The sequence below is a fragment of the Gordonia sp. 852002-10350_SCH5691597 genome (assembly GCF_001665715.1).
GTDB lineage: Bacteria > Actinomycetota > Actinomycetes > Mycobacteriales > Mycobacteriaceae > Gordonia > Gordonia sputi.
The window spans coordinates 1-25968 of sequence record NZ_LZMO01000131.1; the positions used below are offsets into that span (position 1 = coordinate 1).

Annotated in this window: 20 protein-coding genes; 6 read left to right on the forward strand and 14 right to left on the reverse strand. The window is 65.6% G+C overall.

What is annotated here, in order from left to right; all coding sequences use genetic code 11:
- Positions 1–691, reverse strand: a 691-nt coding sequence (locus A5777_RS09980) for an SDR family NAD(P)-dependent oxidoreductase (RefSeq protein WP_231895012.1), incomplete at its 3' end; no start/stop codon positions are given.
- A gap of 96 nt (positions 692–787) precedes the next feature.
- Here A5777_RS09980 and kstD point away from each other — a divergent pair.
- From kstD to A5777_RS09995, 3 genes are all read left to right on the forward strand, one after another.
- On the forward strand, positions 788–2512 hold the full coding sequence (gene kstD / locus A5777_RS09985; protein WP_064862546.1) for a 3-oxosteroid 1-dehydrogenase: 1725 nt from the start codon (positions 788–790) through the stop codon (positions 2510–2512).
- Between the two features lie 3 nt (positions 2513–2515).
- A complete protein-coding gene (locus A5777_RS09990) occupies positions 2516–3379 on the forward strand; it encodes a MaoC/PaaZ C-terminal domain-containing protein (protein ID WP_005204098.1) in 864 nt (287 codons plus the stop codon).
- Positions 3380–3520: 141 nt separating this feature from the next.
- Entirely contained in the window at positions 3521–3952 is a 432-nt protein-coding gene (locus tag A5777_RS09995) for a DUF6918 family protein (RefSeq protein WP_005204096.1), read from the forward strand.
- Positions 3953–3975: 23 nt separating this feature from the next.
- Here A5777_RS09995 and A5777_RS25030 read toward each other — a convergent pair whose 3' ends face one another.
- The gene (locus A5777_RS25030) at positions 3976–4116 is read right to left on the reverse strand and encodes a hypothetical protein (protein WP_168431241.1); all 141 of its coding nucleotides are present in this window, start codon (positions 4114–4116) and stop codon (positions 3976–3978) included.
- Between the two features lie 159 nt (positions 4117–4275).
- Between A5777_RS25030 and A5777_RS10000 the strand changes: the two genes are divergently transcribed.
- Both A5777_RS10000 and A5777_RS10005 read left to right on the forward strand, forming a co-directional pair.
- The gene (locus tag A5777_RS10000) at positions 4276–5982 is read left to right on the forward strand and encodes an MFS transporter (protein WP_064862547.1); all 1707 of its coding nucleotides are present in this window, start codon (positions 4276–4278) and stop codon (positions 5980–5982) included.
- Positions 5983–6001: 19 nt separating this feature from the next.
- Complete coding sequence (locus A5777_RS10005) at positions 6002–7315, forward strand: SLC13 family permease (RefSeq protein WP_064862548.1); 1314 nt, start codon at positions 6002–6004, stop codon at positions 7313–7315.
- A 28-nt stretch (positions 7316–7343) separates the two neighbouring features.
- Here the strand turns inward: A5777_RS10005 and A5777_RS10010 are convergent, their stop codons facing one another.
- The 8 genes from A5777_RS10010 to A5777_RS10045 all read right to left on the reverse strand — a co-directional run bounded on the left by A5777_RS10010 (position 7344) and on the right by A5777_RS10045 (position 17730).
- Positions 7344–8549, reverse strand: coding sequence for an alpha/beta hydrolase family protein (locus tag A5777_RS10010; RefSeq protein ID WP_064862549.1), 1206 nt, complete (start codon positions 8547–8549; stop codon positions 7344–7346).
- 105 nt (positions 8550–8654) lie between these two features.
- Complete coding sequence (locus A5777_RS10015) at positions 8655–10301, reverse strand: AMP-binding protein (RefSeq protein WP_064862583.1); 1647 nt, start codon at positions 10299–10301, stop codon at positions 8655–8657.
- Positions 10302–10364: 63 nt separating this feature from the next.
- A complete protein-coding gene (locus A5777_RS10020) occupies positions 10365–11540 on the reverse strand; it encodes a lipid-transfer protein (RefSeq protein ID WP_064862550.1) in 1176 nt (391 codons plus the stop codon).
- Complete coding sequence (locus tag A5777_RS10025) at positions 11540–11950, reverse strand: MaoC family dehydratase (protein ID WP_064862551.1); 411 nt, start codon at positions 11948–11950, stop codon at positions 11540–11542. Before A5777_RS10025 ends, A5777_RS10020 begins: the two co-directional genes overlap by 1 nt.
- 16 nt (positions 11951–11966) lie before the next feature.
- A complete protein-coding gene (locus tag A5777_RS10030) occupies positions 11967–13073 on the reverse strand; it encodes a bifunctional MaoC family dehydratase N-terminal/OB-fold nucleic acid binding domain-containing protein (protein ID WP_231895013.1) in 1107 nt (368 codons plus the stop codon).
- Positions 13070–14233, reverse strand: coding sequence for an acyl-CoA dehydrogenase family protein (locus A5777_RS25375; RefSeq protein ID WP_064862552.1), 1164 nt, complete (start codon positions 14231–14233; stop codon positions 13070–13072). Before A5777_RS25375 ends, A5777_RS10030 begins: the two co-directional genes overlap by 4 nt.
- Before the next feature lie 66 nt (positions 14234–14299).
- Positions 14300–15421 (reverse strand): acyl-CoA dehydrogenase family protein, encoded by a 1122-nt coding sequence (locus A5777_RS25380; protein ID WP_064862553.1) that lies wholly within the window; start codon positions 15419–15421, stop codon positions 14300–14302.
- 116 nt (positions 15422–15537) lie between these two features.
- Complete coding sequence (locus A5777_RS10045; protein WP_064862554.1) at positions 15538–17730, reverse strand: acyl-CoA dehydrogenase; 2193 nt, start codon at positions 17728–17730, stop codon at positions 15538–15540.
- 130 nt (positions 17731–17860) lie between these two features.
- On the opposite strand from A5777_RS10045, the gene kstR reads away from it, so the two are divergent.
- Positions 17861–18622, forward strand: a complete 762-nt coding sequence (gene kstR, locus A5777_RS10050; protein ID WP_064862555.1) for a cholesterol catabolism transcriptional regulator KstR — start codon at positions 17861–17863, stop codon at positions 18620–18622.
- A 27-nt stretch (positions 18623–18649) separates the two neighbouring features.
- Here the strand turns inward: kstR and A5777_RS10055 are convergent, their stop codons facing one another.
- The 4 genes from A5777_RS10055 to A5777_RS10070 are packed head-to-tail and all read right to left on the reverse strand — an operon-like array spanning position 18650 to position 25919.
- On the reverse strand, positions 18650–18961 hold the full coding sequence (locus A5777_RS10055) for a Rieske (2Fe-2S) protein (RefSeq protein ID WP_064862556.1): 312 nt from the start codon (positions 18959–18961) through the stop codon (positions 18650–18652).
- The gene (nirB, locus tag A5777_RS10060; protein ID WP_064862557.1) at positions 18958–21447 is read right to left on the reverse strand and encodes a nitrite reductase large subunit NirB; all 2490 of its coding nucleotides are present in this window, start codon (positions 21445–21447) and stop codon (positions 18958–18960) included. The genes A5777_RS10055 and nirB overlap by 4 nt, the downstream gene beginning before the upstream one ends.
- Entirely contained in the window at positions 21447–21800 is a 354-nt protein-coding gene (locus tag A5777_RS10065; protein ID WP_049697710.1) for a hypothetical protein, read from the reverse strand. The genes nirB and A5777_RS10065 overlap by 1 nt, the downstream gene beginning before the upstream one ends.
- An 18-nt stretch (positions 21801–21818) precedes the next feature.
- Entirely contained in the window at positions 21819–25919 is a 4101-nt protein-coding gene (locus tag A5777_RS10070) for a bifunctional nitrate reductase/sulfite reductase flavoprotein subunit alpha (RefSeq protein ID WP_231895014.1), read from the reverse strand.
- Positions 25920–25968: the final 49 nt, after the last annotated feature.

Consider the following 25968-nt stretch of genomic DNA (forward strand, 5'->3'; position numbering starts at 1 on the left):
CGACCCGCCCCACGAACTCCGGCGATTCGGCGTTGGCGGCGAGACCGGCATACGCATCCGGGTGATCGGCGAATGCCGCGCGGGTGCGCTCGGTCAGCAGCAGGCCCATCCACAGCGAGATCACGGCGACGTCGTGCGGCCGGAAGTCGACGGCCATGTCGTGAGCCAGTTTGTCGACGGCAGCCTTGCCCGCGCCGTACGCGGGTCCGTGCATGTAGCAGGCGCCACCGAAGGAGGAGGTATTGACGATCAGGCCCGAACCGCGGTGCACCAGAAGCGGTGCGGCGAAATGGCTTGCGACATACGTCGAGCGCATTCCGACGTCGAACAGGTCGGTGAGCGAGAGCGGCTTGCTCCAGAACGGACCCTTCCCCGTCAATGCGTCCGGCAGGGTCAGCGCGTTGTTGACCAGGATGTCGAGGAAGCCGTCGTTCTCGTCACCGACTCGCTCGAACAGTGCGGCGACCGCCTTGTCGTCGGCGTGGTCGAGCACCACCGGAACACCGACGCCGCCGCGAGCGCTCACCTCGGCAGCAGTCGAATTCACCGAACCGGGTAGTCCGCTGTCGCCGTCGTTCGCGGTCCGGCCGGTCACGTACACCGTCGCCCCGCTCGCGCCCAGCGCGAGCGCGATTCCCCTGCCCGCGCCGCGGCTCGCGCCGGTCACCACCACAACTCGCCCATGCTCCATGCGCACCGACTCTCCCACACCCTGGCGCCACATTTCTGAAACGTGTTCTAATTCGTAGATAGAACACGTTCCACCGCGGAGCACGAAGGGAACCCGATGGCAGGCGAGCGCGAGCAAGGACAACCAGAGACCTACGACGTCATCGTCGTGGGTGCGGGTGCGGCAGGGCTGAGTGCCGCGATCACCGCAGCGGCGCAGGGCCTCACGACGGTGATCATCGAAAAGTCGCCGTACTGGGGAGGCTCGACGTCGCGCTCGGGTGGCGGCGTCTGGATTCCGAACAACTCCGTGTTGAAGCGCGACGGCGTCGACGACACACCCGAGCGGGCCCGCGAGTACGTCAAGGCGATCATCGGCGAGCACGCACGCGAAGACCGCATCGACGCCTACATCGACCGCGGCCCCGAGGCGCTCGACTTCCTGATGAAGCACGCCCCTCTCGACCTCGAATGGGTGAAGAACTACTCCGACTACTACCCCGAAGCGCCGGGCGGTCGGCTGGGCGGGCGCAGCGTCGAACCTCGGCCATTCGATGCACGAGCACTCGGCGACGACCTCGACACCCTGCACCCGCAGTACACCAAGGCGCCGCTCAATATGGTTGTGCTGCAATCGGATTACCGCTGGCTCAACACCGGTATACGCCATTGGCGCGGCCCGGCGCGGATGGCCAAGGTCGGCGGTCGATTCTTCTGGGCACGCTCGCGCGGCAAGAAGCTCATCGCGATGGGTGCGGCACTCGCCGCCGAACTGCTGCTCGGCGTTCGACAGGCCGGCGTGCCACTGCGATTGAACACCGGCCTCGTCGACCTTCTCACCGATGACGGCCGTGTCGTCGGGGTGAGAGCGGAATCCGACGGTCAGCAGTTCGACATCCGCGCCGAGAAAGGCGTGATCCTCGCCTGCGGCGGATTCGAGCGCAACGTCGAGATGCGCCGCAAATATCAGCGCGAACCGATCGGGGCGGACTGGACGACGGGCGCGCCGTCGAACACCGGTGACGGGATCAACGCGGGCATCAAGATCGGCGCCGCGGTGTCGCTGATGGACGACGCCTGGTGGGGACCGACCATTCCCCTGCCGCGCGGGCCGTGGTTCGCACTCTCCGAACGCTCCGTCCCCGGCACGTTCATCGTCAACATGCGCGGCGAGCGATTCATGAACGAATCACTGCCCTACGTGGAGGCCGTGCACCAGATGTATGGCGGCGAGTTCGGCCAGGGCGACGGCCCGGGAGAGAACGTACCCGGCTGGCTGATCTTCGACCAGACGTGCCGCAACCGATACCTCTTCGCGGGGATCAACGCGCGACAACCGTTGCCCAAGAAGTGGTTTGATTCCGGGGTCGTCGTCAAAGCCGACACGATCTCCGAGCTCGCCGACAAGATCGGCGTCCCTGCCGACGCGCTGACCACGACAACCGAACGCTTCAACGGATTCGCGAAGTCCGGCGTCGACGCCGACTTCCATCGCGGCGAGAGCGGCTACGACCACTACTACGGCGACATCGCCAACAAGCCCAACCCGAGCCTCGGGCCGGTCCGCAAGGCGCCGTTCTACGCGGTCAAGATGGTGCCGGGAGACCTCGGCACCAAGGGCGGCATCGACACCGACGCGTCGGGCCGCGCGCTGCGACCGGACGGCTCGGTCATCGAGGGCCTCTACGCCGCGGGCAACACCAGCGCACCGGTCATGGGCCACACCTATGCCGGCCCCGGCGCCACCATCGGCCCCGCGCTCGTCTTCGGCTACCTCGCCGCGCTCGACGCCGCCGCACGCACCGGGCAGGCAACCCCGACGTCGACGACGGCAGGAGCGTAAGCCGTGCCCATCGATCCATCGGTCGCAGTCGGGGCAGAGTTGCCCGAGGTCACCTTCTCGTGGACGGCATCCGACGTTGCGCTCTACCACCTCGCCGTCGGAGCAGCCCGTGATCCGCTCGACGCCGCCGGCCTGCGCTACGTCGACGACGCCGCTCCCAAGGTGCTACCGACGTTCGCGACGGTCGCCGCGACGTTCCACGCGACGCAGGCTCCCACGGTCTCCTTCCCCGGCATCGACATCGATCTGGCGAAGGTCGTCCACGGCAGCCAGCAGATCACCGCGCACCGACCACTGCCGCCGGAGGGCAAGGCGACGACGCGCAAGCGGATTGTCGAGGTCCAGGACAAGGGGTCCGCGGCGGTCATCATCTCCGAGGGCGTCACCGTCGACGAGACGGGCGAACCGCTGTGGACCGAGCGGTCGTCGATCTTCGCCAAGGGCGAGGGCGGTTTCGGAGGCGAACGCGGAGCGTCGAGCAAAGTCGCTTATCCCGACCGAGCACCCGATGTCACCCTGCAGGTCCCCACGCTGCCGAACCAGGCGCTGCTCTACCGGTTGTGCGGCGACCGCAATCCCCTGCACTCCGACCCGGCATTCGCCGCGGCCGCCGGCTTTCCGCGTCCCATCCTGCACGGCCTGTGCACGTATGGATCGGTGTGCCGGGCCGTCGTCGACGAACTCCTCGACGGCGATGTCATTGCGGTGGCCGACTTCTCGGCAACCTTCGCGGGCGTGGTGTTCCCGGGTGAGACTCTCGACGTTGCGGTGTGGGACGAGGCCGACAGGCTCCTGGTGACCGCCTCGGTGATCGACCGCGAGAACGCCCCGGCGCTGGCGAACGTGGTCGTGGACAAACGCCGCTGAGCAGTCGACGGGAGTCGCGGAAATTCGACGTCGAAGACCGGATGCCGCCAGCGCGCACCATCGCAGACGGAACCGATAAGGTCACTGACGGTCATTCCCGCAACCTGCCGTGGCCGTGCCACGGACCAAGAAGGAGATTCGATGAGCGATTCGCTGCAGTCACTGCTCGGAGCCAACCGTCCGGCAGTGGTCAACGATTTCGTCGGCGTGATCGACGCCGAGGTGTCGGAGCAGAAGGGCCTCAGCGGAGCCGCTGTCAAAGCGGCATACGGCGCAGTCCAGAAGATCAAGCCGGACATCGTGACTCGGGCCACCGATCAGTTGCTGCCCGACTTTCTCGCTGCGCTGCAACCGTTCTGGGACAGCAAGCCCGCGGGAGTCGCGTTCGGCGATCATCTCGCGAACAATTCCGACGCGGCCTCCGAAGCACTGCTTCAGGTGACCGACGATCAGGTATCGAATGCCAAGCCTGCACTGGCGAAGGCATACAACTCGCTGCGCGGCAAGGCGAAAAACTATGTGGCCGCGGCACTTCCGCGAGTCGGCGCAGTCGTCGAGAAGTACGCGGGCTGAGTCCGACGTGTCGGCTGGTCGCGCTAGGCCGCGGAGGTGAGGATGAGAACCAACACCACACCGACCGCGATCAGCGCGGCCAGCATCGACAACACCCGCCAGATGTGCAGGCGGACCGGCGTCGTGTCGGTTGCTCGTGAAGATGCGACCTGGGATGAGGCCATGATCTCTCACTTTCGATCGTCCGGGACACCCGCCAACTACCTTGTCGAATACTCCCGGTGTGTTACTACAGTGATAAATGTGTCACATGGTGCAGGAGTTTGGGGTGTTTCCCGGCAGCGTGTCGCGAATAACCTCGACACGATACCCACGGGGACGAAATGGCCGGGCTGATACGCACGAGACTGACCCGCGAGAACACACGTGCGGCATGGCTGATTCTGATCGCCTGCGCTGCGGTCAGCATGGTGGTCGCGGCGATGGCCGCACTGAACACCGCTCTGGCCGACATCGCCGTCGACATCGGCGCCGACTCGAGCGAGATGACGTGGATCGTCGACGGCTACACGTTAGCCCTTGCGGCACTTCTACTTCCGGCAGGCGCCATCGGCGACCGGTTCGGTCGGCGCGAGGTCCTGATCGTCGGTCTCGTCATTTTTGCCGTCGCCTCGCTGCTGGCGATCTGGACCACCAATCCCACCCAGTTGATCTGCACCCGAATCCTGGCAGGCGCCGCTGCGGCGCTCATCATGCCCACCACGCTGTCGCTGATCACCTCCGGCGTGCCCACGGACAAGCGCAGTATCGCCGTGAGCATTTGGGCTGCGGTGGCAGGTGCGGGAGCGATCGCGGGATTCTTCGTCACCGGTGTGCTGCTCGAATTCTTCTCGTGGCACTCGATTTTCATCACCTTCGCGGCATCGGCCCTCGTGACCGCTCTGCTGTGCCTGACGATCGGAACCTCCCGCGACAGCAACCCCGGACGCTTCGACTTCGGCGGTACCGCCCTCTCGGTCCTCGGCGTGACCGGAATCGTCTTCGGTCTTCTCGAAGCACCGCACCGGGGTTGGGGTGACGCGCTCGTACTGTTCACCCTGATCGGCGGACTGGTGCTGTTGGCCGCGTTCTGCGTGGTGGAACTACGCATCACCGACCCGCTGCTCGACGTCCGACTGTTCACCAACCGCGCCTTCGGTTCCGGCGCACTCTCGGTGGCATTGCAATTCTTCGCGTCCTTCGGCGCCTTCTATCTGATGTTGCAGCGACTGCAACTGGTGATGGGCTACTCCCCGCTGCAATCGGCTTTCGCACTGATGCCCATGGTCGTCGGCGTCAGCGCTTTCGCGCTCGTGGGCAACTGGGTCGCCGTGCGGTTCCACTCGCTGCGTTTCGTTCTCGCGGGCGGAATCCTCGTCGCAGGCATCGGCATGCTGCTCCTAGGGCTCGTCGACTACGACAGTTACCCGGTGTTCGCGGCGATGACAGGAGTCATCGCGACCGGTATCGGACTCGCGACCGCACCGTCGACCACGGCCATCATGTCGAATACACCGCTGGACAACCAGGGCGTCGGGTCGGCGGTCAACGACACAGCGCGCGAACTCGGTGCGGCCATCGGGATCGCCATCGCCGGGTCGCTGCTCGCGGCCGGGTACTCCGCCCGAATCGGGCCGACGAGCGCACTCGCTCACGACCAACTCGACGCCGCCGGACGCCAACGCATCGCCGCCGGCGACACGGCGGGTGGCCAGGCGCTTCTCGCCCAGGCCGACGAGGCGTCGACTCGCATCGGCAAGTCACTGGCGGAGGCCACCGAGGTGGCACACAGACTTCCCGCGCAGGCGAGCGGTCTGGCACGCGCCATCCTCGACGGCGCGCAAGACGCGTTCGTCACGCCGATGAATCAGGCGTGCGTCGTCCTCGGGGCGGTCCTCCTCGTAGGCGCAGCCGTGTTGCTGTGGCTCGCTCCTCGTCGTGTCGTCGCGGTCACCGACACCGGTACCGGAACCGGCGAGGGGGAACCTGTGACAGGGACAAACGAGTTCGGCTGGGCCGACGGCGACAGTCAACGCTCCACGGACAGGTGAGCAGCGTAGGCTCGCTCCGGTGATCGAGGCGAGCAGCGCGTTCGGCACCGTGGTCGCGGTCGTCGTGATGGTCGTGACCATCGTCGCCACCGTATCGGTCACACGCGTCCCCGCCGCAGTTGTCGCCGTTCCGGCGGCTGTGCTCGTCGTCGCGCTGGGTCTCGTCGACTGGCACACCGCCTTGGCAGAGGTACGGTTCATGCTGCCGACGATCGGGTTTCTCGCGGCGATGCTCGTCGTCGCCGAGATCTGCGCACGCGCAGGCGTTTTCGTCTGGGTCGGGGTGGTACTGGCCAGGTGGAGTCGCGGTTCGGCGATCGGATTGCTGCGCATCGTGTTCGTGGTGGCAGCCATCACGACCGCTGTACTGTCCCTCGACACCACGATCGTCCTGCTGACCCCGGTGGCGGTGCTGACCGCACGACACATCGGCGCGCGGGTCACACCCATCGCCTACGCGAGCAACCATCTGGCCAACAGCGCCTCGACGCTTCTACCCGTCTCCAACCTGACCAATCTGCTCGCCTTCGGCGCGGCCGGGCTGTCGTTCACGCGCTTCGCCGCCATCATGGCGTGGCCGTGGGTCGCGGCGATCGTCGTCGAATATCTCGTCTTTCGGTGGTTCTTCGCCGCAGACCTGCGGTCTCCCCGTGGACAACGTGAGGTCGACGACCCTCCCGAACCAGACGTACCCGATGTGGCGCACGACAATTCGGGAGCAGGCGAGTCGCCACGAGCGCCGCTGCTGACGTTGGCCGCGCTCGGCGTGCTTCTCGTGGGATTCGTCGTCGCAGAACCCCTCGGTGTCCCGCTGGCCGCCGTGGCGGGCATCGGGGCGCTGGTCATGGCGTTGCCGTCGCTGTGGCGGGCACCGGCCGCAACATGCGTCGACGCCGTCCGCGCCGCAGGAGTCCCATTCCTGATCTTCGTTGCCGCGCTGGGTGTGATCATCCTGCCCGTGCGCAACGGCCCCGTGGGTGATCTCTTCTCGACGCTGATGCCCTCCGGGGCAGGACTTCTCGCGCTGCTGGGTGCCGCGGTGATCGCGGCGATCGCCGCCAACCTGTTCAACAATCTCCCGGCGACGCTGCTGCTCGTCCCGCTCGTGGCGGGTCAACCGGCGCTGGTGCTCGCGATACTGCTCGGTGTGAACATCGGCCCCAACCTGGCCGTGTTCGGGTCGCTGGCCAATCTGCTGTGGCGTGACGTCATGCGTCGACACTCGGCGTCGACGTCGTCGCGTGTCTATCTGTCGCTCGGACTGGTGTCGGTGCCGCTGACACTGGCCGCCGCCGTGCTCGCACTGTGGGTCGGGCTGCGGGCTTTCGGGTGAGCCCCGGCACAACTCGCGGCCGTGTGGGTCAGCCGAAGAGCTTGGCCACGAACGGGATCGAGTCACCCTTCGACGCATTGACCGTGCCACTGTGGTCCTGGTTCGGATAGAACCGGAACGTGACCGGCTGGTTGTTCGCCTTGAGTCGCGACACGAGGAGCAACACTCCGGGAGTGTTCACATCGGTGTCGAGGCCGCCCTGTCCGATGAAGAATGGTCGGTCGTAGCCGGATTCGGGGATGCCCATGTAGTCGGTGAGTTTCGCCTGGAATCCGGGAATGTCCGACAGCGGGCGGCTCAACAGCTTTCCGGGATCGACCTTCTGGGACCGGACCAGACCGCCGAGCTCATTGTCGGAGTCGCACAGGGTCTCGGCCTTGTCGACCCAGTAGCGCCCGTACGGGGTCAGGAACGAGTTGATGTTCCATTCCGGGAACGACGTCCGCAGTCCGGAGAGGATGTACATCACGTAGATCGTCGTGTTGGGCGAGAACCCGCCTAGTCGGACCGGCGACGGACGACCAAGCGCCGCAACGAGATTCTCGATGTATGCCGGAACGCCGGTCCCGACGGCGCCCCGATAGTCCAGATCCTTGCCACCGAACTGGGTTGCGTAGCGAGCCGTCGTGATCGCGGCTCCGCCACCCTGCGACTGCCCGACGACCGCCCACTTGCGCGACAACTGCGGATACACCTGCCGTGCCGCCTTCACGCTGTCGACGATGCTGTGCGCCTCGACCCGACCGTTCAGATACGGATGGTTACCCGGCGTACCGAGCCCCACATAATCCGAGGCGACCACCGCGTATCCCTTGGACATCCACGAGCCGAGGTACTCCCAGTCACGCTCGACGGCGACCGGACCGCCGATGGAGTAGGCACAGTGATCGGCGAGCCCGGTAGTACCGTGCGCCCACGCGATCACCGGCCAGCCACCCTTGGGAGGAGTACCCGGCGGGAGATAGACAGCACCGCTCGACAGCGCAGGCACATCGCGAACGCCCTTGGTCCAGTAGGTGATTCGCTTTGCATCGACCGCACCGGGGACGGTAATGCGCGCCGGGAGCGGCTCGGTGGACACCACAGTGCCCGACGCACCGCTCGGGGCCGCATGTGCGGGCGGGGCGCCGGCCACCGCCGACACCGTCGCAACGGCCACTGCCATCGCCGACACCATCACGCCAACCCGACGCCCGACCCTGCTTCGCTTACTCACGATGAACACCGTATACATTCGGCGCCCCCTTCGCGCGGCAAACGGCCGATCGAGTGGGCGTCGCGTTACGCCGAGTGGGTGCTGCGTTACGCCGAGTGGGTGCACCGTCGGGCCGAGTGTGCGTCAGACGCCTGCCGACTCCGGGGCCGCGGGCGCCTGGGCAGCGGTGGCTTTCGCCCACTTGTAGTCGGCCTTGCCTGCGGGCGTCCGCTTGACCTCGTCGACGAAGACGACGAGGCGCGGCACCTTGTAGCCCGCCAGCGATTCGCGGCAATGCGTCTGCAAGTCTTCGAGAGTCGGCTCCGATTCGCCCTGCGCCACCGCGACCACCGCACCGACCCGCTGCCCGTATTTGGGATCGGGTACCGGCACGACGAGAGCGTCGGCCACGGCGGGGTGCGCGTGCAGCGTCGCCTCGACCTCCTCGGCGTAGACCTTCTCGCCGCCGGTGTTGATGCATTGCGAACCACGCCCGAGAAACACGATGGTGCCGTCGGCTTCGACTGTTCCCATGTCGCCGAGCACCGAGATGCGTCGACCGTCGGGAAGTGTCGGAAATGTCTTGGCCGACTTGGCCTCGTCCTTGTAATAGCCGAGGGGCACATTGCCGATTCGCGCGATGTATCCGACATCGCCTGAGCCAGGGGTGATCTCGTTGAGCGACTCGTCGACCACCATCATCTTGTCCGTCGGCGGCACCCGAAGGTTGCCGTTGTCGTCCATCATGATCTCGCCGTCGTTGCCCGACTCCGACGCGCCGAAATTGTCACGCAGCACCAGATCCGGCTTGACCGCCGCCATCCGCTCACGGACGTGCTGCGACCAGATCGCACCGCCGGAGGTGATCGAGAACAGCGACGACAGATCGACGTCGCCCTTGCGACGCTCGAGTTCCTCGACGAGCGGCATTCCCATCGCGTCGCCGACGATGAGGATGATCTGGATCTGCTCATCCTCGATGCCCGACACGATTGCGGCCGGATCGAAGTCGCGCATCAGCACCAACCGACCGCCAAGCGTGAGGAAGGTGAACAACGAATACGACGCCGCGCCGTGCATCAGCGGTGCGGCGATATTGAAGGCGATCGACGGGAAATCCTTCACCGCCGCACCGACTTCGGCAAGATCCTTGCGCGCCTCGCCATACGGGTTGCCACCGGAGATCGGCTTGCGGAAGAAGTCGTCGTGGCGCCAGATCACGCCCTTCGGATAGCCGGTGGTGCCGCCCGTGTACAGGAGATAGTGCTCGTCGCCGGTCCGCGGCTCGAAATCCTTTGCGTCGGACATTTTCTCCGAATCAGAGAACGGCACGATCTGCACAGTGCGTCCGTCGGGCAGATCGTCGGCCGCCGCGCGCAGTTCGTCGACGATCTCGCCGATGACGAATACCGTTCTCACGAGCGGCAATTCGGACAGCAGGGCGGCGACGCTGCGCTGATGCTCCGGCTCTTCGACGACGATTCCCCGCGAGTCGGAATTGTCGAAGATGTATCCCAGCTCGGCATTGGTATAGCGATAGTTGACGTTGACCGGCACCGCGCGGACCTTCAGCAGGCCGAGCAGACTGGTGACGTGTTCGACGCTGTTCTTGAGAAACAGTGACACGTTGTCGTCGAGTCCGATGCCCTGCGCGGCGAACATGTGCGCGACCTGGCTCGAAAGTCGATCGAGCTCGGCATAGCTGATCTGCCGTCCGCCGTAGCTGAGGGCTATGCGGTCGGGGACCGAATCGGCGACTGTCTCGAAGACGTCGGCGAGGTTGAATTTCATTGCTGCTGGCTCCTCTTGCTGCACTGCTTGTGACCCGTCATCTCTCTCCGCGCTGCACGGCTCTTACGCCGCCGTCAGCACCAAACCACTTGTCGGAACCCCTGTTCCGGCCGTGACCACCACCCGCTCCGCGCCCGGCACCTGATTCACCGAGGTGCCGCGCAGTTGCCGGACCGCTTCGGCGATCCCGTTCATCCCGTGGATGTAGGCCTCCCCCAACTGACCTCCGTGTGTGTTCAACGGGAGCCGACCACCGACTTCCAGCGCGCCCGGCTCTCGCACGACATCCTTTGCCTCGCCGCGGCCGCAGAACCCCAACTCCTCCAACTGCAACAGGGTGTACGGCGTGAAGTGGTCGTAGAGGATCGCGGCGTCCATGTCGTCCGGCCGCAATCCCGACTGCTCCCATAGTTGCCGCCCGACCAAGCCCATCTCGGGCAATGCGGCGAGTTCGTCCCGGTAGTAGCTCGTCATGATGAACTGGTCGACGCCGCTGCCCGACGCCGCCCCCGAGATCACGGCAGGCGGATTCGATAGATCGCGTGCGCGGTCTGCCGATACGACGACGATCGCTACGCCGCCGTCCGACTCCTGACAGCAATCGAGCAGATGCAACGGCTCGGCGATGTAGCGCGACTGCTGATGGTCGTCCAACGTGATGGGCTTGCCGTAGAAGAACGCCTCGGGATTGGTTGCCGCGTGCTTGCGGTCGACGACGGCGATGCGTCCGAAATCTTCACTCGTGGCGCCGAACTCGTGCAGGTACCGCTGCGCGACCATGGCGACGAACGCCGCCGGGGTCGACAACCCGTGCGGATAGCTGAACGCGTTGTCGGTACCCGACGAGTTCTCCTGGTTGGCGACGGCCGAATTCACCTGTCCGAAGCGCAAACCCGACCGCTCGTTGAACGCCCGATACGCCACGACGACGTCGGCGACACCCGTGGCCACAGCCATCGCCGCCTGCTGCACCGTCGAACATGCCGCACCTCCGCCGTAGTGAATGCGCGAGAAGTACGTGAGCTCGGGGATTCCCACCGCGCGGGCGACGGCGATCTCTGAGTTGGTGTCCATGGTGAAACTGACCAGCCCGTCGACTTCGGCGGGGGTCAGGCCGGCATCAGCGAGCGCTGCCTGCACCGCCTCGGTTGCCAATCGTAGTTCGCTGCGTCCGGAGTTCTTGGAGAACTCGGTGGCGCCGATGCCTGCGATCGCTGCTGCCCCCGACAGCTTCCCCATCAGCGACCTCCCCACGTGAGCGTGACCGTCGAGATCACGTGCTTACCAAGTGCATTGGTTCCCGTGACGGCAACGGTGATGAGATCGTCGTCGACGCCGGTCACGTCGCCGGTGAAGGTCAATGAGTCGTAGGCGTACCACGGCACACCGAGTGTGAGCTTGATCGAACGAATCCGCGATGAGGGACCGGCCCAGTCGGTGACGAATCGCTCGACGAGTCCGGTGTCGGTCAGGATGTTGACAAAGATGTCCTTGGATCCCTTGGCCTGAGCGAGATCGCGGTCGTGATGCACGTCCTGGAAGTCACGGGTTGCCAGCGCTGTGGACACGATAAAGGTTGGTGTCGCGTCGATTGTCAACGGCGGCAACGTCGTTCCTACTTCGATAGCGGGAATCGCGCTGGTGGTCACTGGGCCTCCTGTGTGGTCACTGTGCCTCCTGTGCGGTAGGGCGCCACGCGTGCAACGTCCAGGCGTCGGTGCCCGACTCCTCGTCGGCGGGAAAGTCGAGGAACATCGCCTCGACGCGCAGTCCGATGTGCACGTCGGCGGGGTCGACGTCGCGCAACTCGGCGAGTATTCGGACGGGCGCGGAGAGCGGTACACCGTCGCCGCTTTCTACCGCGTCGAGATCGTCGAGTTCTACGAGTGCGACCACGAAAGGCAGTTCGCGCCCGGGCACCTTGGGTGCGCGATGCACCACGTAGCTGTAGACCGTTCCCGTGCCTGCCGCGACGACGTAGTCGGTGACCGGCACCGTGCCGTCGGGTAGTCGAGGCTTCCAGGTCGCGGGTATCGGCGGATGACGTAGCGTTCCGTCGTCGAGTTTCTGGATGCGCAGTTCGTGGGCGGCGACGCCTTCCCAGAAGAACTCGGTGTCGCGAGATGCGCTGGGACGCAACATTCGTGAGGGATCGAGATCGGAGGGTAGGCCACCGGCCTCGGTGTCGGCGGTCGTCGCGGCGTCGTCGTGCGGCCGGAACTTCAGGATGCGGAAATCCATCTCGGCGACCACCTCGTCGTCGACCGACCAGGTGTTGCGCGTGGTGAAGAACCAACCCTCCCCCAGTGCCGTCTGCTTGGGACCGACGACGTCGAGAAGTTCAGCCGAGAGCGAGACCTGCTCTCCCACATCGAGATAGCGATGATAGGTGGTATCGCAGTTGGTGGCCACGACGGAGGTGTAACCCGCCTCATCGAAGAGCTCCGACGCCCGGCCGAGCGGATCGTCGACGGTACGCCGCCCGTTCAGCCCGCGCATCGTCCACACCTGCGCCATGGCAGGAGGTGCGACGATCCCCGAATGTCCTGCGGCACGCGCGGCGTCGGCGTCGACGTAGACGGGGTTCGTGTCTCCGATGGCCTCGACCCAGTTGTTGATCATCGGGGTGTTCACCGGGTCACGCCCGAGCGTCGGCGCGCTCGGCCCGGCGTCGATGATCGCCTGCGCGGCGGTGCGGATGGTCTCGACACGCTCCTCGTTCCTCGGAGCCGCTCGACCAGCAGAGGAAGAAGGAGAAGGAGTGGCGCTCATCGCTTCGCCCTCGGCAGGCCCAGTCCGGCGGTGGCGATCATGTCGCGCATCACCTCGTTGACGCCACCTCCGAAGGTGATCACCACGTTTCTCTTCTCCTGAACGTCGAGCCAGTCCACCAGCTCCGCGGTCTCGGGATCGGTGAAATCCCCGTAACGGCCGATGATCTCGTCGATCATCCGACACACCACCTGCACGCGCTCTGTCGCGAACACCTTCGTCGCCGCGGCATCAGCCATCGAGATGGCCTCCCCCGTCGACGCCACCTGCCAGTTGAGTAGTTCGTTGATCCGCGCGTAGGCGTCGATCTGGGCAAGCGCCCGCGCCACGTCGGGATGCTTGGCGATCACCGTGCCGTCGGGGCCCGGACGCGACGCCCACGCACGGACACGCGACGCCAGTCCCTCGATACGTCCGGCGGGTCCGAGCATCACCCGCTCGTGGTTGAGCTGCGTGGTGATCAGTCTCCACCCGCCGCCCTCTTCGCCGACGCGCATCGATACGGGGACGCGAACATCGTTGTAGTACGTGGCATTCACGTGGTGGGCGCCGTCCGCGGTGATGATCGGCGTCCAACTGAATCCCGGATCGGAGGTGTCGACGATGAGGATCGAGATGCCCTTGTGCTTGGGGGCGTCCTTGTCGGTGCGGACCGCCAGCCAGATGTAGTCGGCGTCGTGCCCGCCGGTGGTGAAGATCTTCTGCCCGTTGACCACGTAGTGATCACCGTCGCGGACCGCCGTCGTGGTCAGCGATGCGAGGTCGGTCCCGGCGTCGGGTTCGGTGTAGCCGATCGCGAAATGGACGTCGCCGGCAAGGATTCTGGGGAGGAAGAGCTTCTTCTGTTCGTCGGTTCCGTGTACCTGGAGGGTGGGCCCGACCGTTTGGAGGGTCACCGCGGGAAGCGGAACGTCGGCGCGCACCGCCTCGTTGGTGAAGATCTGCTGTTCGATCTCTCCGAATCCCTTGCCGCCGTACTCCTTCGGCCACCCGACCCCGAGCCACCCGTCGCGCCCCATCTGTCGGATCACATCCCGATAGGTGGGGCCGTGGCGCTCGGTGAGCATGGTCTGTGCTGCCGTGGGGTCGACCAGATCGGCGAAATACTCACGCAGATCGGCGCGCAACTGCTGCTGCTGCGGCGTGAGGTCTATGAACATCGGTTGCGTCCCCTGCGTGCTCGGCGTGCTCTGGACTGGGTCGTCGGGTGAATTAGGTTGGCGCCGCTATGGATTCGACGCGTCGGCGAGCTCGTCGAGTCGGGCGTTGGCCCCTCCGACGAGTCGCGCGAGATCCTTGGCGATCGAGAAGTATCGATGCAACGGATACGTCAGGTCGACACCGACGCCTCCGTGGAGGTGGGTCATGGTCCGCATCGCGGCGGGGATCTCGGCTGCGGTCCAATACGACGCGATGCCCAGATCCTGTTGTGCATCAAGATTTTCGGAGAGACGCCACGCGGCAGCCGTGGTCGAGAGGTTCAGTGATCGGCCGACCACATAGATGTCGGCCAACTGCTGTCCGACAGCCTGGAACAATGCGATCGGTTTGCCGAACTGCGTGCGGTTGGACACGTGATCGGCGGTGAGGCGCGTAGCCCCCGCGACAAGGCCGTCGGCGTACGCACTCAGCGCGAGTCGGTACAGGTCACGCAATCCCGAGATCTCGGCGGCGAGAACGTCGGCGTCGTCGACGATCACGTTGTCGAACCGCACCGTGAACTCACCCCAACCACTCGACGCCGGGGTTCGCGTGATCGACACACCGTCGGCGGCAGTGGCCACAGCGACCACCCCGGCATCGCTTGCGACGAGTAGCGTCGACGCGCCGTCGGCGTGCAACACCCCACTTTTTGTGCCCGACAACCGTCCGTCACGCAACGTGGTGCGCGGCGTCGACGTCAACGGATCGCCGGGTTCGCCGATCGCGAGTGCGTGCCATCCGCCGTCGGTGAGCGTCGCGGCCCACCGATCGCGCGAGGCGTCGTCGACGGTCTGCAGGAAAAGTGCGGATACCAGTGCGCCGAGTGCCGGGGTCACCGCGGCGGCCGAACCCAGCTGCCGCAGCAGCGGTAGTACGCCGAGGACACCGAGATCGTCACCCCCGAGCGCCTGCGGTAGCGGCAGGGCGAGGAGCCCGGCGTCGGTCAATGCCGTCCAGAGGTTGCGATCGAAGCCGTCGTACGACGGGTGATCAGAGCCGTCGTACGACGGGGCGGAATCCTCTTGTGACTCGCCTGCCCTGACCCGTCCGCCGAACAGAGATGTCCAGTCGGACTCATGGCGGGCGAATACATCCCGCGCCACATCGGCGACCGCTTCCGCGGAGCTGTCCATGCCGAAATCCACCGACGGTCCCCTTCTCGCCAACACCAAAACTAGAACTCGTTCTAGTTGTATCAGACTCCGCGCCCTCGGTGGGCGAATTGGCGGTTGATCTGCTGATTCTCGGGCCTCGTCACGCGTCAGCCGCGCGGCAGACCGAGAATCCGTTCGGCTGCGGCGGTCCGCAGTATCTGGGTGGTGCCGCCCGCGATGGACAGGCACCTGTTCTGCAGGAGCTGATCGGACGCCTCACCGGCACCAGCACCGTCGACGCCGAGTAGGTCGAGACCGAACTCGGGCACCGATTGCCGGTGCGCGACGCCGATCAGCTTGCGCACGCTCGACAGCGCACCCGGATCGTGGCCCGCCAGCCGACGAGACACCGCGAGTGCGTCGAGAACACGTCCGACGTGAGCGTCGGCGACGAGCTCACCCAACCGTGCCAACTCGCCTGCGGACAGCTCCCGACCCAACGAATCGATCTGCCCCAGTAGCGCATCCATCTCCTTGCCGAGTCCCGAACCACCCATGGCCACACGTTCGTTGGCGAGCGTCGTACGGGCCAGGCGCCAGCCACCGTCGACCTCACCGACCACGCACTCGTCGGGCACGAACACGTCGTCGAGGAAGACCTCGTTGAAGTTGGCCTGCCCGGACAACTCCCGAAGCCCCCGGATGTCGATGCCGGACGAAGCCATGTCGATCAGGAAGTAGGTTATCCCCTTGTGTTTCGGCGCCTCGGGATTCGTTCGGGCAAGACAGATCCCCCACTGCGCGTTGTGCGCCTGAGAGGTCCAGATCTTCTGCCCGGTCAGACTCCAACCGCCCTCGACGCGAATAGCCCTGGTACGCAACGACGCAAGGTCGGAGCCCGCCTCGGGTTCGCTGAACAACTGGCACCAGATGATGTCGCCCACGAGGGTCGGATACACGAAACGTGTGTGCTGCTGCGCTGTTCCGTGCTCGAGGATTGTCGGGATCGCCCATGTCCCGATCACGAGGTCGGGACGTTCGACGCCTGCGCGTTCGAACTCGGAGTCGATGAGCAACTGCAGCGCCGGGTCGGCGCCGAGACCGTGCGGCGGCGGCCAATGCGGTGTGAGATAACCGGATTCGGCCATCGCAGCCCGCTGCGCATCCGGTGCGGCCGCCGCGATCGCGGCGATGTCGGCCCGGATCGCCGCGCGACGGTGTTCGACGGAGCTCAGGTCGAGCTCGAAGCGTCGACGCCCACCGAGGATGCCGAGGCGACCGAGTTGCTCTCGCTGCGTCGACGCGGCCGCTGTCGCTGCGCGCAGTGCCAGCGCCGTTCGCAGGTAGAGATGTGCGTCGTGCTCGAATGTGAACCCGATGCCCCCGAGTACCTGGATGCAGTCCTCGGTGGTCGCGACGGGCAGCGATGCGACCAGCACATCGGCGGCGAGCCTGGAGAACGCGAGTTGTTCGCGCGCGGTCTCCGCGTCGTCGTCGCCCACGGGCGCGGCAATCGCAGCGTCGACGGCGACCGCGAGATCCCATGCCGCCGCGGTGACCTGTTCGCTGCGAGCGAGCATGTCGGCGCAGATGTGCTTCACGGCTTGGAACGAGCCGATCGGCGCTCCGAACTGAGTGCGCACCTTGGCGTAGTCGACCGCGGTGTCGAGCGCCCAGCGCGTCACGCCGGATGCGTATGCGGCGAAGGCGGCCGACAGCGCACCCGCAATGAGATCACCATCGTCGACGGCGAGCAGGTCGTCGACTCTCAGATCGGTGATGCGCAGCCGACCGACCGATCCTCTGCCATCGAGGCTCGCCGCAGGCTCCACATCGCGTACGCCCGCATCGGCAGAAATCACAAACCACCCGGCATCAATACCCTGACCTGCAATTTTTGCGAGGATTATGCCGCCGTCGACATATCCGATGATGCTGCCGAGATCGACTGATCCGTCGACCAGCACCGCCTCACCACCTGCCCGCGTAAGGGTGGGCACCGCCGCGGAGACCTCTCCCGACGCCAAGGCGTCACGCAGCTCTTCAGCGCGAGAATCCGTCGACGTACAGAGCGCGAGTGTCGCAACGACCGTCTCTCCGATCGGGCCCGGCACCAGGCTGGCCCCACACTGCTCGATCATCGCTGCGACGTCGGCGAACGAGGCTCCGACGCCGCCATGTTCCTCGTCGACCAGCGCAGCGAACATGCCCAACTCGGCTAGCTCTGGAAACAGGTCGCGCCAGTGATCGCGCGGTTTCTCCAGTTCAGCCCGTACGATATCGGTGGTGCGACGGTGCGTCGCCCACGCGGAAATGGCTTCGCAGACGGCGATCTGTTCGGCCGACGTGGCAAGGCTCACGCTGAAATCCTCTGCATTTCGGTTGTGACGAAGAATTAGAACCTGTTCTAATAGTCCGCAGGGGTTTTGTCCACCAGACCTGTTGGCGCCGTCGGCGTCGACGGTCACGAGATGAGGATGTCGCCTACACATGACCCGGTCGTCTGAAGATGCCGTGCCACAGAAGTCGGCACCGAGTCCGAACAAGAGAGCCTCGTCGAAGTCGGTCGCCGACAAGGGCTCTCCCGGCCGGCCCGACGCCGCATCAACCGCAGCCACAGCGACATCAAACGCAGCGACATCCACGACAGCTACTTCGACGACGGAGAGCGGTTCCGCAGCGCAACGCGACCGTCGACGCCGCATCCTCGACGCGACACTCGCCCTCGCCTCCAAGGGCGGCTACGACGCCGTGCAGATGCGCACCGTCGCAGAGAAAGCTGACGTCGCGGTCGGAACCCTCTACCGCTACTTCCCGTCGAAGGTGCACCTGCTGGTCACGGCCCTTGCGCGCGAGTTCGAGCGCGTCGAGACCCGCGTCGACCGCTCCCAACTGCAGGGCGAGAACGCCATTGAGCGACTGCGCCACGTCCTCGACATGATCACCTTCGCGATGCAGCGCGATCCGTTGTTGACCGAGGCCATGACACGGGCCTTCATGTTCGCCGACGCGTCCGCGACCGCGGAGGTCGATCAGGTCGCCGGGATCATCGACCGGCTGTTCGCAGGCGCGATCGTCGACGAGGGCGAGCCGAGCGACGAAGAACTCGCTATCGCACGCGTGCTGTCGGATGTGTGGATGTCGAACCTGGTGCAGTGGCTCACCCGCCGCGCCTCGGCTACCGACGTGACCAACCGGCTCGAACTCACCGTGCGCCTGCTGCTCAAGGGCAGGGTCGCAGCAGAGGCGTAACCGATCCGCCGGGTTGGGCCGACGCGATCAGCCCAGGTCGACGGTGATCGTGCCCGATTCGTCGGCGCGCACCGCGTACGCACGGACTCCGCTGCCGCCGAAGGCGATCTCGTCACCCGTCCCCAGGTCGTAGGTGTAATTGTGCAACGGGCACACCACGACACAGTCGTCGATCAGCGCGTCGGCCAGTGGCCCGCCGCGGTGCGGACAGACGGCGTCGAGTGCGCGCAGCGAGTCGTCGCGGAGTCGGAAGACCGCGATCTGCGCACCTTCGATACCGAATGCCCGTCCCTCGCCCGGCGGGATGTCGGCGATGTTGCCGACTGCTATCTCGCTCATCGGACCGGAACCTGCGGGAGCGGCAGCAGCGGTAGTGCCGAACGGAACTGCCCGGGAGTTGCAGGCTGTTTGCCGTCCTGCCAGGGGTCCCGATAGGCGTCGACGGACCGTTGCATGTTGGAATCAAGTTGTTGCGCAATGCCTTCCGCGTCATCGACGACGACGGCCCTGATTTTCTCGATGCCGTAGCGCGGAACCCAGGCGTAGGTGCGTTCGAGCCATTTCGCGCTCTCGCGGTAGTACTGCAGGAAGCGGCCCGCCAGTGTCATGACCTCGTCGGCACTGTCGACGGTCGCCAAGAGATCTCCCTTGCGGATGTGTGCGCCCGCGGCACCGCCGACGTAGATCTCCCACTTGCCGCCGTCGATCGCGACGACGCCGAGGTCCTTGCACAGCGCTTCAGCACAATTGCGCGGGCAGCCGGTGACCGCGAGTTTCATCTTCGCAGGACCCGCTATGCCCTGATACCGCTCCTCGAGAGCAATGCCCAGCGCCGTCGAGTCGCCCACCCCGAATCGGCAGAAGTCGCTTCCCACACAGGTTTTCACCGTGCGGAAACTCTTGCCGTACGCATACCCCGACGGCATGTCGAGATCGGCCCACACGGCGGGCAGATCCTCCTTGCGCAGGCCGAGCAGGTCGATGCGCTGGCCTCCGGTCAGTTTGATGAGCGGAACGTCGTATTTCTCCGCGACGTCGGCGATCTTGCGCAACTGCTCGACGTTGGTCACGCCGCCTTTCATCTGCGGCACAACGGAAAACGTACCGTCGCGCTGAATATTCGCGTGGACACGGTCGTTGATGAAGCGTTCGGCGCGTTCGTCGATGAAGTCGGAACCCCACATCATCTCCAGCAGCGACGACAACCCCATCTTGGAGTTCGCATCCTCCTTGCCGTCCGGTGCGAGGGCGGCGAACACCGAACGCACCGAGTAGAGCTTGAGTTCGCGGATCAGCCGCATGAGTTCTGGCTTCTCGTACGGGATTGCGGGAACGTACCAGTTGGCCGACGGGTCTTCGGTGACCGCATCGCCTGCGGCCCATTCGACGACCTGCGCCACCAATCCCTTACACGAGCCGCAGCCCTTTCCCGCGCGGGTCGCGGCCATCACGCCTGCCACCGAGGTGGTGCCGCCTGCTACACACCCGACGATGGTCGCCTTGTCGACACCGTTGCAGTTGCACACCTGGGCATCGTCGGAGAGTTCCTCGACACCCGTTGCGGCGTCGGGTGTTCCGATGTCGAACATCAGCGAGATGCGTTCGTCGGGAAGTTCGGTTCCCTGATCGAAGGCCTGCATCAGGAATGAGACCTTGCTGACGTCGCCGACGAGGGTGGCACCGACGAGCTTGTTCTCCCGGATCACCACTGTCTTGTAGACACCGTGCCGGGGCTCGTAGAACTGCAGGTACTCGTCGTCGGCATGTTCGGGTGCCTTGACACCCATCTGGGCGACGTCGACGCCGGCGACCTTGAGTTTCGTCGAGGTCCGCGAACCATGATATGCGGCAGTCGAATTGGCTGCGGTGAGGTGATCGGCCAGGACTTTGGCCTGCTCCCACAGGGGTGCGACCAGTCCGTACACCTGGCCACGGTGCTGCGCGCATTCGCCGACCACGTAGATGTCGTCGTCGTCGATCGAGCGCATGTGGTCGTCGACGACAATGGCGCGTTCGACGGTCAGTCCGGCACCGCGGGCCAGGCCCACGTTGGGTCGGATGCCGGTGGCCAGCACCAGCAGATCGCACTCCATCTGCTCGCCATCGGCGAATCCAATTCCGGTGATGGCATTCTCGTCATCGGCGAAGGCTGTGACGGTGCGTTTACCGGTGACCACGGTGACGCCTGTCGACTCGATCGCGCTGCGCAACACCGCGCCACCGGTTTCGTCGAGCTGGGCGTTCATCAGAATGGGGCCGGAGTGCACCACCGTCGACGCCACACCGCGGCCGTAGAGACCGTGTGCCGCTTCGAGTCCGAGTAGTCCGCCGCCGATGACCACCGCATGCTGGGCGTCGTCGGCGTGGGCGATGATCGCCGTGGTGTCGTCGAGGCTGCGAAAGCCGAATACGCCGCTCAGCTGCGTGGTGTCGTCGACCCACAGCCCTTCGATGGGCGGGAAGAAGGCACGGCTGCCGGTAGCGATGATCAGCTTGTCGTAAGCCACCCGCGAACCGTCATCGGCGAGCACGACTTTCGCGTACGGGTCGATGCGGACCACCCGCACCCCGGCCCGCAGATCGATTCCGTTGTCGCCGTACCAATCGACCGCGTTGAGGTAGATGTCGTCGGGCGCATCGGATCCGGCGAGCACGTGGGACAGCGCGATGCGGTTGTAGTTTCCATACGGTTCGTCACCGAAGACGGTGATGGCGAACTGATCTGCTCCGCCACGCGCCAGGATCTCCTCGATGGCGCGGGCGCCTGCCATGCCATTGCCCACCACCACCAGCGATTGCCGGTCCCCCGCAGTATCCTGCGCCATCAGAACTCCACCACGCCGAGGTCGATGACCACGGTGCCCGACGCGGAGGTGGGTGCGGCCAGCGCCAAGGATATCTCCGCGCCCTCCAGAAAATCCTCCACCAGCCGCAACGGCACGTGGGTACCGCCCTGGGCGGCAATCGGGAAGTAGCGCACCGGCTTCCCGTCATGCATCAGCGCGATCGTGATCATCTCGTCGCTGCTGTTGCCGCCACGGAAGTAGACCGCCTGCAGCGTCGAGCCATCGGGCACGGTCAGGGTGAGCGAGTCGTCGATGACCGCGAGGGTCTCGAATCCGGCTCCCTTGAACGCGAACAGGCCTTGCAGAAATCGCGGTGTGCTGCTGTCACTCATGAGGTCTCAGGGCACCTTTCAGTAGACGTCACGCACGTAACGTTTATCGGCGGCAAGGGCTTTCACATATGCCTCGGCGCTGGGGCCGGACAACTTACCGTGTTCGGCGACGACCCGGGTCAGCGCGTCGTCGACGTCGCGGGCCATCCGCAACCGGTCACCGCACACGTAGAAGTGCGCGCCGTCGGACAGCCATCGCCAGAGCTGTTCACCGTGCTCGATCATCCGGTCCTGCACATAGACTTTCGACTTCTGATCGCGGGAGAATGCGACGTCGAGCCGGTCCAACGACCCGTCGGCGAGCATCGTCTCGAGTTCGTCGCGGTAGTAGAAGTCGGTGGCCGCGTGTTGCTCACCGAAGAACAACCAGTTCGGCCCGCGATGACCCAGTAGCCGACGGTGATGCAGGAACCCGCGGAATGGTGCGATGCCGGTACCCGGGCCGACCATGATCATCGGGGCGTCGGGATCCTCGGGCGGCGAGAAGCCTGCGTTGCGCTGCACCCAGATTCGGATGTCATCGTCGGCGGCGTGGTCGGCGAGGTAGGTCGAGCAGACGCCATGACGCGGGACGCCGTGCAGGTTGTAGCGCACTGCCGACACGGTCAATTGGACCTCGTCGGGGCTCTCCAGCGGACTCGACGAGATCGAGTACTGCCGAGGCGTCATCGGTGTCAGCTTCGACAGCCAGTCAGTAGCCGAAGCACGCATCGGGAACGTGGTGAGCAGGTCGGCGATCTGCCTGCCCCACAGCCAGTCGTCGAGAGCGGACTTGTTCTCCGGCGCCAGCATCGACCGCAGATCCGCCGATGCTGCCCGGTCGCAGACGAATTCGAGGACACCGGGGCTGATCTTCGCGATCTCGAGGCGCTCACGCAGAGCGCTACCCAACGGCATGTCGTTCCCGCCGACGGTGACCACCGTGTCGGCGTCGAGCCCGGAGGTCTCCAGGAATGCTTCGACCAGTGGCGGACTATTGCGCGGCCACACCCCGAGCGCATCGCCGACATCGTAGGTCAGAGTGTTCTCGGGCAGCGCGAACCCGAACTGCCGCACATCCTTTGCTGATCCGTCGCCACTGAGGCGGGTGTTCCGAACCAGCGAGGTCACCAGCGGGTTCTTGCGACCGTAGGAGATCGGCGCGGCCGGCGCCGGCGGAGCTTCCGCAGGGGCGCTCGCCGACGGCAGTGCGGTGGCCAGTTCACCGGACACGGCGTCGAGCCAGCCCTGTGCTGTCGACTCGAAATCTGGTTCGCAGTCGACCCGGTCGAGCAGACGGGTGGCTCCCAGCTCGGCCAGCCGGTCGTCGAGTTTGCGCCCGAATCCGCAGAATTCGTCGTAGCTGGGATCGCCGAAGGCCAGTACCCCGTACCGCACGCCGCTCAGCGGTGGTACATCGTCGCCGGACAGTTGGTCCCAGAAGGATGTGGCGTTGTCCGGGGGATCGCCGTCTCCCGTGGTGGAGGTGACGATCAGTACCGTGCTCTCCGGGGTAAGGGACGCCAGGCCGGCCTCGTCGAGAGTTTTGGTGGCGGCCGAATAACCCTGCGCGGCCAGTGATTGCGCGATCGTCGGCGCATAGTCCTCGACGGTACCGGTCTGCGATGCCCAGAGCACCTCGACGGTCGGCGCGGGAACCTGCTGCTCCGGCGCTGCTGTCAGCGGCCCGCCCGCGGTGGACGTCGATCGTGAGAATGCCCCGGCGAGAACACCATTCACCCAGGCGCGATTCTGTTCGGACAGCGGCGCCTCCGGCGGCAGCAGCGGTACGCCTGCGACCGACGCCTCGCTCTGCAGACCGGCCAGCACGCCTGCCACATAGGCTTGTTCGGTTGCCGACAACGCAGGCGGAGCGACACTTGAAAGCCCCAGTGTCACAGCAAGAGACGACGCCGGGACATCGGCACGGGCCGGCGCCGCTGGGGGTGTATCAGAGGTCGGGGCTGCGGCGACCTTCTCCAACGCCACGGCACTCACCTTGAACTCCGGTTGCAGCGACGCCGGGTCGACGGCGTCGTTGGTGACGGCGTTGATGGTCACGTCCGCACCGAACATGTCGCTCCAGTGAAACGGGGCGAAGCAGTTGCCGGGGCGTACGCGGTCGGTGAGGACTGCAGGCAGTACCGCAGCACCACGCCGAGAGCGGACGCGCACCGAATCCCCCTCGGCCACATCGAGAGCGGCCGCATCGTCGGGATGGATCTCGACGAACGGTGACGGGTTGAGTTTGTTGAGTTTGGCCACCCGCCCGGTCTTGGTCATGGTGTGCCACTGATGCGGAAGCCGGCCGGTGTTGAGGACAAGGGGGAACTCGTCGTCGGGCATCTCGGCGGGCGGCAGGCACGGGCGGGCGTGGAAGATCGCCCGCCCGCTCGGGGTGGGGAAGACGAATTCCGGAGTGGTGCCGTCGGCCCGCACCACCTTGGTCTGACTGCGGCCGTCGTTGAGATAGCGGATCGGGTGACGGTCGGCGTCGTCATCGGGCGGGCACGGCCACTGCAGCGGGGTCTCGCGGAGACGCGCATAGCTGGCACCGCGAATGTCCCACCCGGTCTTGGGATTCCAAAAACGCTTGATCTCCTCGAACACCTCTTCGGCCGATCCGAAGGAGAATCCTTCGCCGTATCCCATCTCGGTGGCGATCCGGCAGATCAGTTGCCAGTCGGGCAGCGCGTCGCCGGGCGGCGCGACGGCCGGCTGGAAGAGGGTGAGGTTGCGTTCGGAATTGATCATCACCCCGTCGGACTCGGTCCACAGGGTGGCGGGCAGCGCGACGTCGGCGTATGGCAGGGTCTCGTTCTCGGCGAACACATCCTGCACCACCACCAGCTCACAACGTTGCAATGCCTCGACGACCCGGGACCGATTGGACACGCTGGCAATGGGATTGGTGCAGATGATCCAGCAGGCTTTGATCTTGCCGTCGGCCATCTGGTCGAACATGTCGATGGTCCCGGTCCCGACCTCACTGCGCAGCGTGCCGCGTGGCACCTCCCAGGTGTCCTCGCAGAAATCGCGGTCGGCTTCGGAGATCACCGCCCGCTGGCCCGGCAAACCCGGCCCCATGTAACCCATTTCGCGTCCGCCCATCGCGTTGGGCTGTCCGGTGAGCGAGAACGGGCCACTGCCGAGGCGACAGATCGCGCCGGTGGCCAGGTGCAGATTGATCAGCGCGTTGGTGTGCCAGGTGCCGTGGATCGACTGGTTGAGCCCCATTGTCCAGCAACTCATCCAGTTCGTGGATTCGCCGATCCACGTTGCGGCCGTGCGAATGTCGTCCTCGGCGATGCCAGTGGTCGCGCTGACGACACCGGGTGTGTACTCGGAGACGAACTCCTTGGTCGCCTCGAAACCCTCGGTGTAGGTCTCGACGAAGTCGTGGTCGACGTTGTCGGCCTCGATCAACAGGTGCAGCAGACCGTTCAGCAATGCGAGGTCGGTGCCGGGTTTGACCTGCAGGTAGAGGTCGGCCTTGGCCGCGGTGGCGGTGCGTCGTGGATCGATGACGACCAGCTTCGCTCCGGCCTTGACCCGTTCCATCATGCGCAGGAACAGGATCGGATGACAGTCGGCCATGTTGGAGCCGATGACGAAGAACAGGTCGGCGTGTTCGAAGTCCTGATACGAGCCGGGTGGGCCGTCGGCGCCGAGGGACTGCTTGTAGCCGGTGCCTGCGCTTGCCATGCACAGTCGCGAGTTGGATTCGATGTTGATGCCGCGCAGATAGCCCTTGGTGAACTTGTTCGACAGGTACTGCGCCTCGGTCGACATCTGGCCCGACACGTACACCGCAACCGAATCCGGGCCGTGCTCGTCGGCTATCGCCCGCATCCGGCGTGCGGCAAAGGAGATCGCTTCGTCGATTCCGACCGACTCCCGGTCGGTGTCGCGGCTGGTCCGGATCGACGCCTTCTCCATCCGCCCCGGCGCGGCCAGCATGTCCGACGTGGTCGATCCCTTGGTGCACAACCGCCCGAAGTTCGTCGGATGGTCTTTACGTCCGGTGGTCTTGGTGACCAACGGAAGTCCTGCGCCGTCGGGCGTCGACACGTGCAGCACCATCCCGCACCCCACCCCGCAGTAAGCACAGAGCGAGTCGACGGTGGAGGTCGCGGGCATGACTCCATGGTTGGAGCCGATTGTTTCCGATGCCATGAATGCGCGTTAC